Here is a 15920-nt window from a genome sequence, read left to right as displayed (position 1 = left end):
CAGGCGAGATACTCATCCTAGAAAATGTGTGGAATTTTGAAGTTTTTATATTGATAAGAATATGTTAACTAAATACACAGAATATCTTATACATCAACGATGGATGAGTTATGCCTTAGAATTAGCAAAAACAGCAGGTGATGCGGGTGAAGTCCCTGTAGGTGCTGTTATCATTGATTCAACAGGCAAATTGCTAGCACAAGGAGAAAACAGAAAAGAGCGTGACAAAGACCCTACCGCTCATGCGGAAATTCTCGCTATCAAGACAGCGGCAACAACTTTACAAAATTGGCATCTTAATGAATGCACACTCTATGTAACTCTCGAACCTTGCCCGATGTGTGCAGGTGCGATCGTCCAATCACGACTAGGAATACTGGTATATGGAGTAGACGATACAAAAACTGGCGCCATTCGTACAGTTATTAACATCCCCGATAGCGCTGCTTCTAATCACCGTCTTCAAGTAATCGGAGGCATTCTAGAGTCGGCTTGTCGTCAGCAATTACAGACTTGGTTTGCTGCTAGGCGGCATCAGATAAACTAACGGACAGAGGTGAAACTGTCCATCTGGTACCAGACAAGTCACGCAAGAGAATCTACGGTGTAACTAATCAGACTTTTCGTTAAATTTTACCCGTCAATCAGCTGCATCCGTCATGATGGAATTTTACTCTTCATCCGATACCTGCCAGCACACACCAGCAAATCATCAGGTAACTGGTACTACCTCAAGGGTTTCTCCTTGGTTAAGTCCTCTGGCATATTTATTAGGGCGTCACTGCCTATTACCATTATTCTTTGGACAAATTAGAATAACCGGACAAAAAAATATCCCCACAACTGGGCCTGTGATTCTCGCGCCTACCCATCGGGCGCGTTGGGATGCATTGCTTGTACCCTATGCTACCGCTTGTCTGAGAAAGCAAGACTTGCGATTTATGGTAACAGTTGACGAATGCCAAGGTTTGCAAGGCTGGTTTGTCCAACGTTTGGGGGGGTTTCCTGTAAATTCTAAGCATCCATCAATCCGCACGCTACGACATGGAGTAGAGCTACTTCAGCAGCAAAAAACCCTGGTAATCTTTCCAGAAGGCAACATTTTTCGTGATGGCCAAGTTCACCAGTTAAAACCGGGAATTGCTCGTCTTGCTTTGAGTGCTGAATCTAGTCATTCCGATCTGGGAGTGAAAATTATACCCATAGGAATTAACTACAGCCAACCTTATCCCAATTGGGGTACAGATGTGAGTATTGACATTGGCTCCCCAATTAAAGTCGCGGATTACATGAATGGCTGTATAAAACAAGATGCAAAAAACCTCACAACTGATTTAGCAAAGGCATTGCAACAATTGAGCCATCAAGAAACAAAAGTTACTAATCATGCATTTGCAGAAATTACTAATTCTTGATGTAGTCAAACCTTATAATCATTGACAGTGCATAATTAAGAAACTGCAAAATCCAATATTTGACACTAATTACTAACTGCTATATTCATCCTGAGTAAGTCACAAAACATTAGTAGTCTTTTGCAACCTTTGAGGATGTATATATATAGATTACGCTCTATTAATAATATATTCAGCCAAATTGGCATTTTTTTGAGCCAATAGCTAATTAATTGTCTGCAAACTACTGAATTGCTGGATGATAAATATTTTTACTATTTGGTCAGAGAGTTAAATAAAAGTTGGCAAGTGCCGACTGAAGACATCGCTATTCTGAACGAGTTGGGTGCGATGCCTACGGCGGTCACTGACCGCCGCCGTAGTGCGTGCTACGCCTACACAAAAACTTCAAGCAGTGCTTTGGGAAAATTCTCCTGCCAAATATTCCAGTTAAGTAGAGATAATTATTGGCGAGGAAAGTCGGTAATCAGACAGATGGTGACGCACTCTCCCGTAGGTATCACTCATCACAGCGATATAAGTTAGTTGATATACAAGGGTAATGGGAACTCTATTAAACTGATTTTTAGTCTAAATCAGAGATACTTAGGATGTAACTTTGCTTTGTCCAAGACCAAAACAGAGTTAAGATACCCGAAGTTTCCATAACTCTTTTGTATAGTTGTCGCACTAATTGATCCCATGAACACTGCTGTCGCTGTTACCTTGATGCACCGTACTGTTTTATCAGTTATAGCAGTCCTCAGCCTGCTATCACCTGTGAATGCTCAGGTATCACAGTCACCAGGCACTACCAGCCAACCACAACTCATTGACCCCAACGATCCTAATAACCTCCGCCCCATAACCCAAAATAACAGCCTTTTGAGCATTGCAGGTGGCGATCGCTTAGTAAAAGATGCAGAACAAGCTGTTTCTGCTCAAAACTACCCCTTAGCTGCCAAGAAACTGCAAGAAGCACGTCAAGTTTATAATCAGCTATCTAATTTTTATCAAGAGTTAAATTCTAGCTTTTCGGGAATTGACAACAGAGTTTCTGATTCTCAGCGTCAAAAAGCTCTATTAACAGCCCAAAAGCGAGATGAAGCTACCTTTCAGCTAGCATTGGTACATCGGGCACAAAATCAGCCAGAATTAGCTGTACCATTGTTGATTCAAATAATTAAAAGTCAAAATCCGACGCGGGATTTAGGCAAGAAAGCCTATAAACAGTTGTTTGAGTTGGGTTTTGTTGATTCTCCCTATCCCAGAGAAGGTGGTAGTTCATCTTCCTCATCCCCAAAAAAATAAATTAAATTTTTGTTGCCTCTTTTTGCATACCCATATTTCCTTAACCAATCGCTTGGGAACGCCTCAGTGCTAGGATAGAGCTATCCGCCGCAGCCAAAACCTGAGCGTTCTCAAGCAATACACCCCATTAGGCGCCTGTATCTACAGCCTTGCCAAAGCCTAAAGTTGTCACAGGCGTTTGCTCTATATCTGTTAATAATAGAAAAGTAAGTTTTTTCAGGAATTGCGATGATTAGTCCGCAACAGGTTGAGGAAATGATCAAGGCGGGACTGCCAGACGCACAGGTTCAGGTGCAGGACTTGACTGGTGGCGGCGACCACTATCAAGTGACAGTAGTTTCATCGCACTTTGCAGGTAAAGGACTAGTGCAACAGCACCAGTTAGTTTATGGTGCGTTGGGTCAAGCTATGTCAACTGAAGCGATTCATGCTTTGGCGGTGAAAACATATACTCCCGAAGCTTGGCAAGCAACAGCAAGTTCCTAAAGTTAGGAGTTAGAAGTTAGAAGTTAAGAGTTATGAATTATGAATTTTTAACTCCTCACTCTTCACTCCTCACTCCTCACTTTATTAATGCAACATAGGAAACATAATTACCATGACACCAGAACTCAAAGACAAAATTGATAGCTTGCTACAAGAAAACAAGATTTTAGTTTTCATGAAGGGAAACAAGTTAATGCCCCAATGTGGTTTCTCTAACAACGTTGTGCAGATTCTCAATACCTTGGGAGTTCCCTTTGAGACGGTTGACGTTCTATCAGACCCTGAAATCCGTCAAGGTATTAAAGAATACTCTAGCTGGCCGACAATTCCCCAAGTATATATTAATGGCGAATTCCTTGGCGGTTCTGATATCTTGATTGAAATGTACCAAAAAGGTGAATTGCAAGAAAAGGTAGAAGTAGCATTAGCTTCGTAATCTCTCTTTACCGTAACTAAACGGTATGCTGCTGAATTTGCACTGCGCAATCAAGGCAATATACCGTTTTTTATATCTTTGAAAAAAGAGATACTATTTCTTTCCCCTTTCAAGGATTTTTTAATCGGTTTCTGGCAAAAATAATCTTTTTTGGACTTGATTTTATTGCTAGACAACAATCCCCTCAGTCTAATTGGCAAAACCAATATAGGGCTGAGGGGATGCGTTTAATCAATACAATATCTCCAAAATTTCACACCACGACAACCCATTGACCAATACAGATAATATGCTATAATCATCTGCGATTAATTAACGGTTACTATCAATGACCAGGTAAATGGTACTTAGTAGTAATCGGGTTGTGGCTGTGGTTGCGGCACTGCAAAGTTCGATCCATCGTACAAGAAGCGGCTGGCCTCCTCTTCTAGACGATGAATCAGAAAAGGTTCAATGACGTTGCTATGTCGCAGTGCGGCTAGATATCCATCCAAATACATCCGCATATCATCCGTGCGATAACCGCGATTCCATAGCTCGATGAAGGCATCGGTGAGTCTTTGGTAATAGCGGATGGTTTGTGTGTCTTGGAGCATAACTGCTGTATTAATCTCTTTGGAATGAGAATTGTAAATGATTCACGCTAAAAAGTGAAGTGTAATTTCACTTTGGCATAAACTCAAAGTCAACACATCTACTTTGGGTATTACCCTTATAGCAGCTACAAGCTACTTTAATCCTATTCCAGAAAATATCGATTTTAGTTAGCTGCTTAAGTTATTTTTTTGATTTTCACAATCAACAGCTCAATTGTATTGATGTTATATTCCTGGATGAAGCACTAAATTTTTGCGAAAAAATTGACTTTCATCATCAGGCTGAAAAGCTGTTGTAGCAGGGTTAGCTGGTTGGGTTCTAGATATTTGTCATATAACACCCATCTAAAAGCAAAATGTTAAGCTAAAAGAACTTTTTATAAGTCTAACAACACTTTCGATAAATTTAATAAAAATTTAATAATATTTCTAATCGCCTATCAGCAAGGCATAGATTAAAGATATTGCCACTCATTTTATTAGGAAATGTAAAGTTAATTGCGATTGAAGTAACAAAGGCTACAAAACCTTAGAGATGGGCTTGTTACTTTGAAAGTCATCGACGCTAAGGGGTCTTGCCGCCGTGGGTTCGGTTTGTATAGAAATCATTGAGGGGAATCCCCATTTGAGGTCGTTGTTGGGTTGGCACTTGCAACAACTGGAATACCGCGTGCATCAAGCTGCCAGTATTTATCAAGCAAGGGAAGTATTTTTAAGCCATCAACCAACACTGGTAGTTTTAGATGCAGACCTGCCTGATGGTGATGGTATTGAGTTTTGTCGTTGGTTGCATCGTCAGCAGCAACCTCTAATTTTAATGCTATCTGCCCGTAATAGTGAAGCTGATATAGTTGCAGGTTTAAAGGCGGGTGCAGATGACTATCTGAGCAAACCTTTTGGAATGCAAGAGTTTTTGGCACGGGTAGAGGCACTGATTCGGCGGAAGCGCACACCTACTGCACCAGCTTATTTGGATTATGGCACATTGCAAATCGATTTAGTTCAGCGTCGTGTCCGCTTTCAAGGGGAATTTATTGACTTAACGCCCCAAGAATTCAGTTTACTGTACGTTTTAGCACAAGCTGGGGGAGTACCTCTAAGTAGATCGGAATTATTGCGTCGTGCTTGGCCTGATGCTATTGATAACCCTCGTACCATTGATACTCACGTTTTATCACTGCGGAAAAAGGTTGAACTCGATCCTCGACAGCCCAATTTAATTCAAACTATCCGCAATGTTGGATACCGTTTTAACATGGAAATTTTGAATACCAATATTTCACAGTCACAGACAACAAAGTTAGCTAGAGAGAGATTTAATAATCAACGTTCAACACTTACTAGTAGTCAAGTGTGAATGGCGCATTGGGCATTGGGCATTGGGGTGAGAGGAGTAAGAAAACGATTCCTGATTCCTGTCTTATCCAAAATTTAAAATCCAAAATCGTCTTGAGCTGCTGCTTGAATCAGGTTTTTTCGTAATTCAATCCAGTCTATCTCTGAGGCTGTTTGATTGGCGAATAAATGACCTTGTTGTAGGTGTAATAACCGAGTGCCAAACATCTGGGCTAGTTCCAGTTGGTGATTTACCATTAGAATCGTGGTTTGATGAGTTTGACTCAACTGGGTTAAGATTTGCATTAGATGAGAAGCCGTACCAGCATCAAGGGCAGAGGTTGGCTCATCTAATAATAATATTTTAGGCTGGATGACTAAGGCACGAGCGATCGCTACTAGTTGTCGTTGTCCTGCAGAAAGTTGCACCTCTGTTCGCCCTAACCATTCATTGGGAATGTGTAGTTGCTCTGTCCAATGATTGACTCGTTCCTGAATTGTCTGTTTGGGTAAACCACGCAAAACTAAAGGATAAGCCAAGGCTTGCCCAACTGTCATCCCCAACAGCTTTGACTCTTGTAATACAAGTACAAGCATCTGCCGTAGCTCGATGACTGAAATTTGGCGATATTCTTGATTTTCAAGATAGAGTTTACCACTCGTGGGTTCAATTAGGCGGTTGATGAGGCGTAATAACGAAGTTTTCCCAGCGCCTACTGGGCCTACAATGGCAATGCGTTCGTCTTCGGATGCCTCAAAGGAAATATCCTGCAATATGCGGTATCCCTGCTGATTGCCGGGAAGTTGGGTTTTCAGCTTCGTAAACAGATTAACTTGCTCTAGCCTGAGTATGGCTTTTGCTGTATTCAACGGGACTGAGGATTGCAGAGAAATAACCTAAGTTAATTGTGCAGTGGTTAAAGCTGTAGCGATCGCCCAGCCATCGACTAATAGTAGCAGCAGTGTGCATCCCAGTAAAATCAGGTACATCCAGGGCTGGGCTAAAGGGCGAACATCTGTGGTGTCAATGCTCGTCTTTGCTTGGACAATTTGCACCAAACGGGCAAATCCAGCTACACGCATCGGTAATAAATAAGCTTTCCCATCCTGGCTGAGAAAGTAATAAACTAGTCCTCCTTGTCCAGTGCTGCGGGGTTTTAACTCTTTCACATCTGACCAAGGTAAAGACCAGCCTTTACGAAAAAAGCTCGGCACCCAGGCGGGGTAAGTAACCTGAATTCCCTCGTCATCTACCATTACTTGTTCAGTTAATACCGCGTACAAGGCAACAAAACCGATGCCAATCCCTATCCACAATAATTCTGGGGGTACGGGTGCAGCTGTTACCTGCGATAAAAAGGGTAATGGGACTGTGAGTGCTATGTATAGACTCAGCAACGTTATCCGAATCAAAGGAGACAGACGAAAAGTAGAAGCTGAGATATTGGCTGAGTTTGCTGTCACGGCTCAATTACAATGCTTTCCTTCATTGTAGAGTAGGTCTATGTTCCTGGTAGTTGATGTATGGCAGTTCACGGTAAATACTTCTGCACTACAATCCAACCAGTCAGGGATACCCAGGCAAATCCTATAAATAGAATAATATTTACGCCGATGTGTAAGGGTCTAGCCCAAGGTCGTCTGACACTAATTTGGGTGGCGCTAAAAGCAGATAGCAAAACTAATGCTACGACTATTAACCCAGCAACCAAATGTGACGAGTGTCCTAGTGAGCCAAAGTGCCCTAAAGTGCCAACAATACCGATCGCTAGCAGTAGTAGCACTAAACTTACCATGCTGATGCCCATTGTATAGTGGAGCGATCGCACCCCTTTATTACCGCCCATAAATGGCGCGATCAAAGGAAATTGCTGCGAAGTTCTCGCCCGAAACATCCAAACGCCGGTGACTGCTAACATCAGATATGCCAGCAGCGACAACCCCATCGACCAGGCGGCTATTTTCCACAACCAAAGAAATGAAGGCAGATTCATAAGATTGATTGTAAATGAGAGTGGGGGGCAGGAGAGCAGAGGAGGATAATTAATGACAAATGACCAATAAATAATAAACAAAAAGGGCTGCTGAATTAGCAACCCTTAAATTTAGATAAAATTGTTTTTTTAATCAACCGATGCTAAACCAAGAATTTGCAAGGGTTTTGTAGTATCTCCGATTTTTGTATTAATTTGCTGCACCATTAGTTTGGTATTAAAAGGGTCTTTTTCATCTGATGAGTCTGTATCAAACTCATTAGTACTGGGTTCTTCGAGCATCAGGCGATCGCACGGAATCTTATCGGATAAAATTGCACTTGCCATCATCCCTGTATGAATCTCCACTTGAGCTTTTCGTGGAGCTTCAAAAACTAAACGTTGTCCGGGGAAAACAACCCTTTCAAAATACCAGTTGGGAATATTGGAGATGCGAGCTACCTGTATTTTGCTCGTGGCATTAATGTAGCAGCAGAGAATTTTTCCTGATTGCTCAGGTGGTAGAGGATCTAATATTTGAGCCATAACTGCTGAGGAGCTTTACGCCACAATTTTACATTACACTAGCCAAGCCTAGCACCCACCGATCCCCAGTTGTTGTAACTGCGAATACCAACTGAGTTTTTGTAGATTATTTCTGTCTAAAGATATATTTTTAGTTGTGAAAATTTTGTAATTTTTCACACCTTTTTCGCAATTATACACTATAAAGAAAAGTTTTTGATATTTTTTGCTGGTATAAAAGTTTCAATTCTCTGAAAGCATATTGTTAGGAAATAGACATAATAACGATCCCCTAGCTTTTAGCATAGCGAGGAAGTAAGTTTTGCTCTTTGATCTATCCCAGGATTAATCGCCAGGGATCATCGCTTAATGAATAAACTCAATGTTATGGTAAAGCTATATGAAAAAATGTCTTCATAAAGCTCTCTATAGATTCCATGTATGTTTTATGCACAGCAATTTTAGCGTTTTCCGCAGTTGTTAACGGCAGGTGAGCGGTTATCAATAATCGGCTGAAATGTCAAGCACGATTGTGATAAATAAAACCAAATTAAACAAGCACACAGTTTAAAGCTGAATGTTTTTCTCGCTTTCTCCACAGATTGGCAAGATGGAAGTTAAAACACAGATGATGGAAAATCGAATTCTTTACGTTCGCCTTCCTTGTAACCCCATCTTTCCTATTGGGGTTGTCTACCTAAGCGATCATGTACACAAGCAGTTTCCTAATATTGAACAGCGCATCTTTGATTTGGGAACAGTGCCACCTTTAGATTACAGTTCGGCTCTGGATCGCTGTATTGATGAATTTAAACCGACACTACTAGTATTTTCTTGGCGGGATATTCAAATTTATGCCCCAGTTGGCGGACGTGGTGGCAACCCGCTACAAAACGCTTTTGAATTTTACTACGCCAAAAATCCTCTATTGAAACTACGCGGCGGATTGGGCGGTTTGCGAATCTTCATCGCCTACTATTTAGAGTTGTGGCGAAACCAGGGCTTAATCAAACGCGGTTTAAACCGTGCCCAAAAATATAATTCTGATGCTCGTGTAGTTGTAGGTGGTGGTGCAGTCAGCGTATTTTACGAGCAATTAGGTAAAAGCTTACCCCAAGGGACAATTATTTCTGTAGGTGAAGGCGAAACCCTGCTGGAAAAACTTTTAAGTGGCAAAGATTTTCGAGATGAACGTTGTTACGTTGCTGGAGAAACTCAACCACGTCAACGGCTAATTCACGAACAACCCACCCCAATAGAAAAAACAGCTTGTAACTACGACTATATCGAAAGCATCTGGCCAGAATTTAACTTTTACCTGCAAGAGCAAGACTTTTATATAGGTGTACAAACCAAGCGTGGTTGTCCTCACAACTGTTGTTATTGCGTCTACACCGTTGTCGAAGGCAAACAAGTACGCATCAACTCAGCAGATGAAGTAGTTGCTGAGATGCGCCAATTATACGATCGCGGCATTCGCAACTTCTGGTTTACCGATGCCCAATTCATCCCCGCGAAAAAATTTATCGCCGATGCTGTAGAATTATTGCAAAAAATCGTCGATTCTGGTATGACAGACATCCACTGGGCAGCATATATCAGAGCCGACAATTTGACACCCGAATTGTGTGAGTTGATGGCGAAAACCGGGATGAACTATTTTGAAATCGGCATTACCAGTGGTTCTCAAGAACTCGTGCGGAAAATGCGAATGGGGTACAACTTGCGAACCGTCTTGCAAAACTGCCGTGACTTAAAAGCAGCTGGTTTCAACGACTTAGTTTCTGTCAACTACTCCTTTAATGTCATTGACGAACGTCCCGAAACCATCCGCCAAACCATCGCTTACCACCGCGAACTAGAACGGATTTTTGGTGCTGATAAAGTTGAACCTGCCATTTTCTTTATTGGACTACAACCCCATACCCATTTAGAAGAATATGCTTTCAAAGAAGGCATCCTCAAACCAGGGTACAATCCAATGAGTTTGATGCCGTGGACAGCCAAAAAACTTCTCTGGAATCCCGAACCCCTTGGTTCATTCTTCGGCGAAGTCTGCTTGCAAGCTTGGCAACAAAACCCCAACGACTTCGGGCGCGAAGTCATGAAAATCTTAGAAGAAAAGCTGGGTTGTGCTGACTTAGAAGCAGCACTAACAGCACCATTAGAGACGAAAGAAAAACAGTTAGCGGGTGTATCCTAGAAAACACTAAAATATGAAGAAATTCAGAATTCTGAATTTCCCCCTCTATCTTCCTCAGTGCCTCTGCGGTTATTTTTACCAAATCCCATGTTAGAAGGTTCAATCCTACAACAACTAGAAACAGCTCATCGCCACACCACCAGGCCAATTCGATTCGGTGTTTACTACAAAAATACCTTAGTTGCCCTGTGCCACGCTTTAGAAGACCATATCTTAACCGATGACGGTACACCCTTAGTCATCACAGCCTTCCAACAAGGTAAATGGTATCTACAAGAAGCTGAACGATATGCAGACATCGCCCAGTGCAGCCGCCAAATTGCCATCATGGCAGCTACTGAATCTGGCTTTGCTGAACATCCTACCAGCCAGCTACCCAATGTAGACTTAGTAGGATTAGATGCAGGCGATCCAGTGGCGCAAGAGTGGCACTTAATTATTTTATCGCCTAATTACACAGCAATGGTAATTTGTCAAGAATTATCTGAGGCTGATTATGGCAGCGCTGGAGTGCCGACATCAGACTTAGAGCGCAAATTCTATGGCTTGTGGACATTTGAACCAGAGTTAGTCCAAGAGACAGCAGAAATAGCGATCGCTCACATCAAAAAATACAACCCAGAACTGGCACAAAAACTCACAGGCAATAAACAGCAAATTGTACCGTCAATGGACAGATCCCAAAATTTAGGTGCAGTTGTTTCTCGTGTAGTAGATTACCTCCAGACTGGGCAAGAGAATTTATCCATCCCCACAGCACTTCAGAAACAAACGCTAGATCGCAACTTGGTTTCTAACGAAATCCAAGCCTTTTTGCGAATGGCGCAACTGATGGATATGGCAGATGTCAACAATCCAATGGCAGCTGCGGAAATAGTAGTTCTTGCTGAAGTGATCGCCCAGCTTTTGGATCTTCCCGCATGGCAGATTAAGAGGTTGCGGCTAGCGGCTTTGTTACATCGCATAGATCCATTACAGAAAGCAGAAAGCGTTCTCACTGGCGGTACATCCACACGCTACCAAGAAGATGCCCCTTGTTGCCCCTTAGTACCAGGGGCGCAAGTATTGCGAACCATGCCACGACTGCGAGCAGTAGCCCAAATTATTACTCACCAAAGCGAGTGGTGGAATGGCACAGGGGAACCAGCAGGTTTAGCTGGAGATGAAATTCCCTTAGAATCGAGGATTTTGGCATTATTGGCAGATTTTCAGTGGCGAATCAATCAGCGAAAATCGTCAAATCAAAGCCGAGAACAGATATTTACTCAAGCTTTAGATGAGTGCAGACAGCAACAATCTACGCGCTTTGACCCTAAACTTGTAGATACCCTAGCTTTATTAGTTATGGGTTTACAACAGGGACTCGACTTACCCTTGATGACACCCAAATTCAGCGCCGGCATCTGGATACTTGATTCCCAATGGGATAGCCACAGCAAGATCAGTGAAGAGATTGGTAGTTACTTTACATGAATATTGAAGCCATTAAATTAGGAAAACTCAAACAACTTCCAGGGGCAAATTTAGAAGACGAAGAACTCTCCCGACTAGATTTAAGCCGGATTAATCTTGCTGGTGCTAGCCTTGTCGGCACTAATTTTGCTGGTTCTAAGCTCGAAGGTGGACATTTGGAGGGGGCAAATTTGATGGGAGCCAACCTCCAACAAACTGACTTGCGGGCGAATTTGATGGGAGCGAACCTGATGCAAGCAGATTTAACGGGCGCTGACTTGCGAGGTAGCAATTTGCGTGGTGCTAACTTGATGGGAGCAAGACTCAGTGATGTGTCATTAGTGGGTGCTTTCTTGAGTGGTGCCAATTTGATGAATGTGAACTTGCAAGGCGTAGACTTGCGGGGCGCTGACTTGCGCGGTGCAAACCTGACAGGGGCAAATCTCAAAGGTGCAGACTTGAGTCGCGCCGATTTGCAAGGGGCTTTGTTGAGTGAAGCAAACCTCGAAGAAGCTGACTTGCGGGGGGCGAATTTGGCAGGGGCGAATTTAACGGGGGCGAATTTACTCTGTGCAGAGTTAGAAGGTACAAATTTGAGCGGCGTTAATTTGAATAAAGCGTGTGTGGTGGGTACTGTGGTTGAGACGCTTGCGTAAAGATTGCACTAAAATGTTAAAATTTTTGCAGATGAAGCAGGTGAAAATTTGTGAGTCTACAAGAAGTTATCAAACTAGCAAAGCAGCTTTCAACTGCGGACAAAGTACGTTTGATACAGCAAATTGCTGCTGATATAGAACGCGAGTTAATAGATAAAGTGTCTACTCTTCCTTGCCAATCCTTGTGGGGACTATGTGCTGATTTAGGAAACGCACCTTCCACACAGGAAATTGATCTAGCCCGTAGTGAAGAATGGGCTAGCTTTTCACGGAAGGAGATTTGATCCTACCTGCTGTATTATCAATATATTCTTGTGGGAAAATTTGCCTTCCTAATACCAATGCTTCTTGTCTTTCCTCATCTGTCATATAATCATCTCCCTTGAGTCCTGTTGGGGTACGTCGAGGATTTCCTCCTGCATCTAAATATCGCTGACGTGCGATCGCAAATAGTTCTAATATTCTTTGCGCTTGCTGCTGTTTAATGGTATTAGATTGCGTCATCGTTTTATTCCCATCCGAAGGTCACTACTTCGCCGTTTTGTAATATCGTTGCCAAGGGTAAAACAGTGCTAGGAGCTTGAATGTGCCAATACCCTGTGTCTTCATCATATAATCTCCAAACAAGTAAATTTAGAGCTTCTAGGGCATTTATTACTAAGTATTGCTCTTCTGTGGGTTCCACAAATGGTAAGTGTTATGTAAGCCAGTGCCGATCTTATCAGAGAGGCGATCGCTCAGTCCTTCCTCGCGTTAATATACTTTCGTTGTCTTATTGGGGCATTTTACTACACCGTTTATGTATTCTGGTCGAGAGGGTATGCGACCATAAATTTCAACGTTTTTACAAACAATACTTAGGGTTTTCAGTTGTTTATCTCCAGTAATGGGAACAGCAAAGACTGCTCCAACATACGACTTAAGCTCAAAGCCCCACTTTCCATTACAATAGTCTTGAACGGCATAGCTATAAACAGCATCAATGGTTGTCTTAGAGATAAAGTCAGCATTTATCTCAGTATAGTAACCATAACAAATTTCTCTTCCGAAAATTGGTGGAAAGTAACCATATTTAGTTCCTCGTTCATCAGGAGGTTTAAAAAAGGTTTTGTGTTTGGAGAAGTAGCTCTGTTGCTCCTGAATCTTATATATAATATGCTTTTCTGCTTCTTTCTCAAGTCTTGATATCTTTTCATCCATTGCCTTATTTTCGTCTTCATTACTACACCCAGTAAAAAGGAAGCTTAGTGGAATAATTAGTACTAAAGCTGATACGATTAATATTTTTATTTTCATATATGACGCGATCGCTCAGTTCGCCCTCGTATCCACAAAGCTAGTACACTCATTAACAACACTCCCATAACTCCTTGCAGGGGATTATTATTCACACCAGTTACCCAATCAGGAACTTCACCAGAATATTTCACTAATTTACCCACATTAATAATGTAGTAACCCCAAACTAAACCACCATGCAAACCAATTGGAAAACCCAAACGTCCCCTCCGCCAACGCTTTCCCCATACCTGCGTTAACCCCAGCAGTACTAAAGCTGGAAATTGCGGCAGTGTATGAATAATTGCCTCCAATGGTTTAATAAAGTGCAATGTAGCAAAGGCAATTGCATCTGTCCACAGTGCCACACGCAGACTGTAATCTCGTTGTAATTCATCTAGCAACCAGCCTCGGAATAACAATTCCTCAGCAAACCCAACACCTAAGCCAACAAGTAAACCCTCTAAAACAACTTTCAGCAAAAAAACTTTCGGTTGCTGCCACACCAACCAACCCAACAAACTTTCTACCCCAAAAAGTATCAAAATATTAATTATCCCCAGAGCCAAGCCACGCAGTAAATCTACACCGTTTTGCCGCGTGAATTCTAAACCATAATGTCGTAGAATTTGGGGCTGCTGGTAGACATATTTACCCCATAGTCTCAGGAGGAGAATAAATATTGCATATAACATCACCAATGTCAATATACTTTCTAAGTTTGAATCATCCACTAGTAAGTATATTGGTGTAGCCAATGGCAACCATAGCAACAATAAAGTCAAAATAAAAGCACCCAGCCTGATAGGGGCAGGGCGTTCAGCTAAACGGACAAAGTTTTTTTTCATACCAAGTAAGTCACCAATCACCAGTCAATACTCTATATTTCGACAAATGACCAATGACAAATGACTAATGACTATTCATCAGGTTCAATCGTGCTACTTAAACCGTGACTTATCAATGTTTCGCAATAAAACTCAGCGTGTTCCAAGGCGCAAGTAATGACTAAAGCTAGCCCGTTAGTATGGGCTTCCATCATGATGCTCACAGCTTGGGGTTGGGTAAGGCTTGGTACAGTGGCGATTAGCGACTGTACAACATGCTCCATAGAGTTGTAGTCGTCGTTATGGAGCAAAACGCGATACCGAGGCGCGAGCTTGCGGGTTGTGGAAGGCTTTTGAATAGTTTCAACTGACACGGCTCTTTGCTCTTTTCTCGTTACTTCACTACAACAAAGTCTCTGTTTTGCGATCGCTCAACAGTTGTTTACCTATTCTATAGTATTTCTGCTCAGATACTATGCTAGGAAAACCCTTTGCTGGCAGGGATTGGTTGATTAATTTTGCGTAGCCACTTGATAAGGCACACGTCTAAGACATGGCTGCCGTAAGAGTGCTACCCTAATCTTACAGAAGCTTTTCTTAAACGTAGCGCATTTTCACTTTTAAAATTAAGAAAGTTGCAAGCAAAACAATCCTTGCCCCTGCCCAAGATGGACATGAGCCTAGATTTTCTTCAAACGGGACAAATTGTGTCTCTAGAGTATGGCGACAGGAACCTGTATGCAGAAGTCATTCAATTTGTAGTTTCCCGCCAGTTGTGCTGGGTGCGTCCTTTGTTAATAGTTACTTTTATAGAAGAATCACCCCTAATTACCGATTTGCGAGATGCATCTGACTTACTTTGGCCTGCCAATTTATTTCGCCCAGCATTAGACACAGAAGTAATTACCTTCTTGAGCCAACTTTTAGCCAAAGAACCAAAAACTGAACCTGATTCAGCCGCAAAGCAGCAACTTAATCAGTTTATTCACCAACTTTGGCAAGCATATCAAGAGGGATTGGTGATTGGGGATTAGGATGGGGCATTGGGAATAGGCAACATAGAGACTTCTTGAATAATTCTTCCTTGTCCTCCCAGTCCCCAATCCTTAATTCCCAGCATTTTTCATACGTTGAAGACTATGAAATTCGATTGCTAAATTCTTCGCACCAGAAATTTTTTCGTCCCTTTGTAAGGTGGATAATTGTGGTTAGCAGCGTCGTTAATCGCCTCATGCATCACCTGAAGGATATGACTAGAAGTCAGTTTATCTGGCTCCCCAGTAGTCATATTGATGATATCAATTCCCTTATACCAATTCTATGTGAGGCTGCATAGAACTGTAGAATAAAGGGCGGGAAAGAATCAAAACTAGAAGTAAACAATGGCACGTCCTTTCAATCTAGAAATATCGGAGAGTGCTGAGTATTTGTCCAAAAGTCTTAGCAAG

The 15920-nt window shown here is 42.1% G+C and carries 23 protein-coding genes; 12 read left to right on the top strand and 11 right to left on the bottom strand.

The annotated features are described in order from the left end of the window. The first annotated feature begins 61 nt into the window (after positions 1-61). From tadA to grxD, 6 genes are all read left to right on the top strand, one after another. The gene (tadA, locus tag RMY32_RS12755; protein ID WP_322715224.1) at positions 62-547 is read left to right on the top strand and encodes a tRNA adenosine(34) deaminase TadA; all 486 of its coding nucleotides are present in this window, start codon (positions 62-64) and stop codon (positions 545-547) included. 112 nt (positions 548-659) lie between these two features. Then, positions 660-1415 (top strand): 1-acyl-sn-glycerol-3-phosphate acyltransferase, encoded by a 756-nt coding sequence (locus tag RMY32_RS12750; RefSeq protein ID WP_322715222.1) that lies wholly within the window; start codon positions 660-662, stop codon positions 1413-1415. A gap of 288 nt (positions 1416-1703) precedes the next feature. Next, the gene (locus RMY32_RS12745; protein WP_322715221.1) at positions 1704-1940 is read left to right on the top strand and encodes a hypothetical protein; all 237 of its coding nucleotides are present in this window, start codon (positions 1704-1706) and stop codon (positions 1938-1940) included. 156 nt (positions 1941-2096) lie between these two features. After that, positions 2097-2705: a hypothetical protein gene (locus RMY32_RS12740; RefSeq protein ID WP_322715219.1), complete on the top strand. Its 609-nt coding sequence runs from the start codon at positions 2097-2099 to the stop codon at positions 2703-2705. Between the two features lie 228 nt (positions 2706-2933). Beyond that, on the top strand, positions 2934-3191 hold the full coding sequence (locus tag RMY32_RS12735; protein ID WP_289795312.1) for a BolA family protein: 258 nt from the start codon (positions 2934-2936) through the stop codon (positions 3189-3191). Positions 3192-3303: 112 nt separating this feature from the next. Continuing rightward, the gene (grxD, locus tag RMY32_RS12730; RefSeq protein ID WP_322681120.1) at positions 3304-3627 is read left to right on the top strand and encodes a Grx4 family monothiol glutaredoxin; all 324 of its coding nucleotides are present in this window, start codon (positions 3304-3306) and stop codon (positions 3625-3627) included. A 347-nt stretch (positions 3628-3974) separates the two neighbouring features. Here the strand turns inward: grxD and RMY32_RS12725 are convergent, their stop codons facing one another. Then, the gene (locus RMY32_RS12725; protein ID WP_099102685.1) at positions 3975-4223 is read right to left on the bottom strand and encodes a DUF6761 family protein; all 249 of its coding nucleotides are present in this window, start codon (positions 4221-4223) and stop codon (positions 3975-3977) included. A 583-nt stretch (positions 4224-4806) separates the two neighbouring features. Between RMY32_RS12725 and RMY32_RS12720 the strand changes: the two genes are divergently transcribed. Next, a complete protein-coding gene (locus tag RMY32_RS12720) occupies positions 4807-5580 on the top strand; it encodes a response regulator transcription factor (protein WP_094349507.1) in 774 nt (257 codons plus the stop codon). Positions 5581-5654: 74 nt separating this feature from the next. On the opposite strand, the gene RMY32_RS12715 is transcribed toward RMY32_RS12720, so the two are convergent. The 4 genes from RMY32_RS12715 to RMY32_RS12700 form a co-directional block, all read right to left on the bottom strand. Continuing rightward, positions 5655-6428, bottom strand: a complete 774-nt coding sequence (locus tag RMY32_RS12715; RefSeq protein ID WP_322715218.1) for an ATP-binding cassette domain-containing protein — start codon at positions 6426-6428, stop codon at positions 5655-5657. 27 nt (positions 6429-6455) lie between these two features. Then, complete coding sequence (locus tag RMY32_RS12710) at positions 6456-7022, bottom strand: hypothetical protein (protein ID WP_322715216.1); 567 nt, start codon at positions 7020-7022, stop codon at positions 6456-6458. A 68-nt stretch (positions 7023-7090) separates the two neighbouring features. Next, positions 7091-7552, bottom strand: coding sequence for a DUF4079 domain-containing protein (locus RMY32_RS12705; RefSeq protein WP_322715215.1), 462 nt, complete (start codon positions 7550-7552; stop codon positions 7091-7093). 129 nt (positions 7553-7681) lie between these two features. After that, entirely contained in the window at positions 7682-8077 is a 396-nt protein-coding gene (locus RMY32_RS12700) for a DUF1830 domain-containing protein (protein WP_322695565.1), read from the bottom strand. A gap of 589 nt (positions 8078-8666) precedes the next feature. Between RMY32_RS12700 and RMY32_RS12695 the strand changes: the two genes are divergently transcribed. The 4 genes from RMY32_RS12695 (at position 8667) to RMY32_RS12680 (ending at position 12651) form a co-directional block, all read left to right on the top strand. Next, positions 8667-10259: a photosystem II high light acclimation radical SAM protein gene (locus tag RMY32_RS12695; RefSeq protein WP_322715241.1), complete on the top strand. Its 1593-nt coding sequence runs from the start codon at positions 8667-8669 to the stop codon at positions 10257-10259. A gap of 87 nt (positions 10260-10346) precedes the next feature. Then, positions 10347-11732, top strand: coding sequence for a DICT sensory domain-containing protein (locus tag RMY32_RS12690; RefSeq protein ID WP_322715214.1), 1386 nt, complete (start codon positions 10347-10349; stop codon positions 11730-11732). Further along, a complete protein-coding gene (locus tag RMY32_RS12685) occupies positions 11729-12367 on the top strand; it encodes a pentapeptide repeat-containing protein (protein ID WP_322715213.1) in 639 nt (212 codons plus the stop codon). The genes RMY32_RS12690 and RMY32_RS12685 overlap by 4 nt, the downstream gene beginning before the upstream one ends. A 50-nt stretch (positions 12368-12417) precedes the next feature. Next, a complete protein-coding gene (locus RMY32_RS12680) occupies positions 12418-12651 on the top strand; it encodes a hypothetical protein (RefSeq protein WP_322715212.1) in 234 nt (77 codons plus the stop codon). Here RMY32_RS12680 and RMY32_RS12675 read toward each other — a convergent pair. The 5 genes from RMY32_RS12675 to clpS form a co-directional block, all read right to left on the bottom strand. After that, positions 12626-12871 (bottom strand): hypothetical protein, encoded by a 246-nt coding sequence (locus RMY32_RS12675; protein WP_322715211.1) that lies wholly within the window; start codon positions 12869-12871, stop codon positions 12626-12628. The genes RMY32_RS12680 and RMY32_RS12675 overlap by 26 nt on opposite strands. Positions 12872-12875: 4 nt before the next feature. Continuing rightward, positions 12876-13052 (bottom strand): hypothetical protein, encoded by a 177-nt coding sequence (locus RMY32_RS12670; RefSeq protein WP_322715210.1) that lies wholly within the window; start codon positions 13050-13052, stop codon positions 12876-12878. Between the two features lie 68 nt (positions 13053-13120). Next, complete coding sequence (locus tag RMY32_RS12665; protein ID WP_322715209.1) at positions 13121-13663, bottom strand: hypothetical protein; 543 nt, start codon at positions 13661-13663, stop codon at positions 13121-13123. Next, positions 13660-14493 (bottom strand): type II CAAX endopeptidase family protein, encoded by an 834-nt coding sequence (locus RMY32_RS12660; protein ID WP_322715208.1) that lies wholly within the window; start codon positions 14491-14493, stop codon positions 13660-13662. The genes RMY32_RS12665 and RMY32_RS12660 overlap by 4 nt, the downstream gene beginning before the upstream one ends. 71 nt (positions 14494-14564) lie before the next feature. Further along, a complete protein-coding gene (gene clpS / locus RMY32_RS12655; protein WP_012410249.1) occupies positions 14565-14846 on the bottom strand; it encodes an ATP-dependent Clp protease adapter ClpS in 282 nt (93 codons plus the stop codon). Between the two features lie 294 nt (positions 14847-15140). Between clpS and RMY32_RS12650 the strand changes: the two genes are divergently transcribed. Further along, positions 15141-15506: a hypothetical protein gene (locus RMY32_RS12650; RefSeq protein WP_322715240.1), complete on the top strand. Its 366-nt coding sequence runs from the start codon at positions 15141-15143 to the stop codon at positions 15504-15506. A gap of 119 nt (positions 15507-15625) precedes the next feature. On the opposite strand, the gene RMY32_RS12645 is transcribed toward RMY32_RS12650, so the two are convergent. Continuing rightward, positions 15626-15760, bottom strand: a complete 135-nt coding sequence (locus tag RMY32_RS12645; RefSeq protein ID WP_322715207.1) for a hypothetical protein — start codon at positions 15758-15760, stop codon at positions 15626-15628. Positions 15761-15920: the final 160 nt, after the last annotated feature.

The sequence above is a fragment of the Nostoc sp. ChiSLP03a genome (genome assembly GCF_034531215.2).
In the GTDB taxonomy this organism is placed as follows: Bacteria; Cyanobacteriota; Cyanobacteriia; order Cyanobacteriales; family Nostocaceae; genus Nostoc.
The sequence above is the reverse complement of the archived record's forward strand: the minus strand, read 5'-3'. Positions and strand labels throughout refer to the sequence as shown.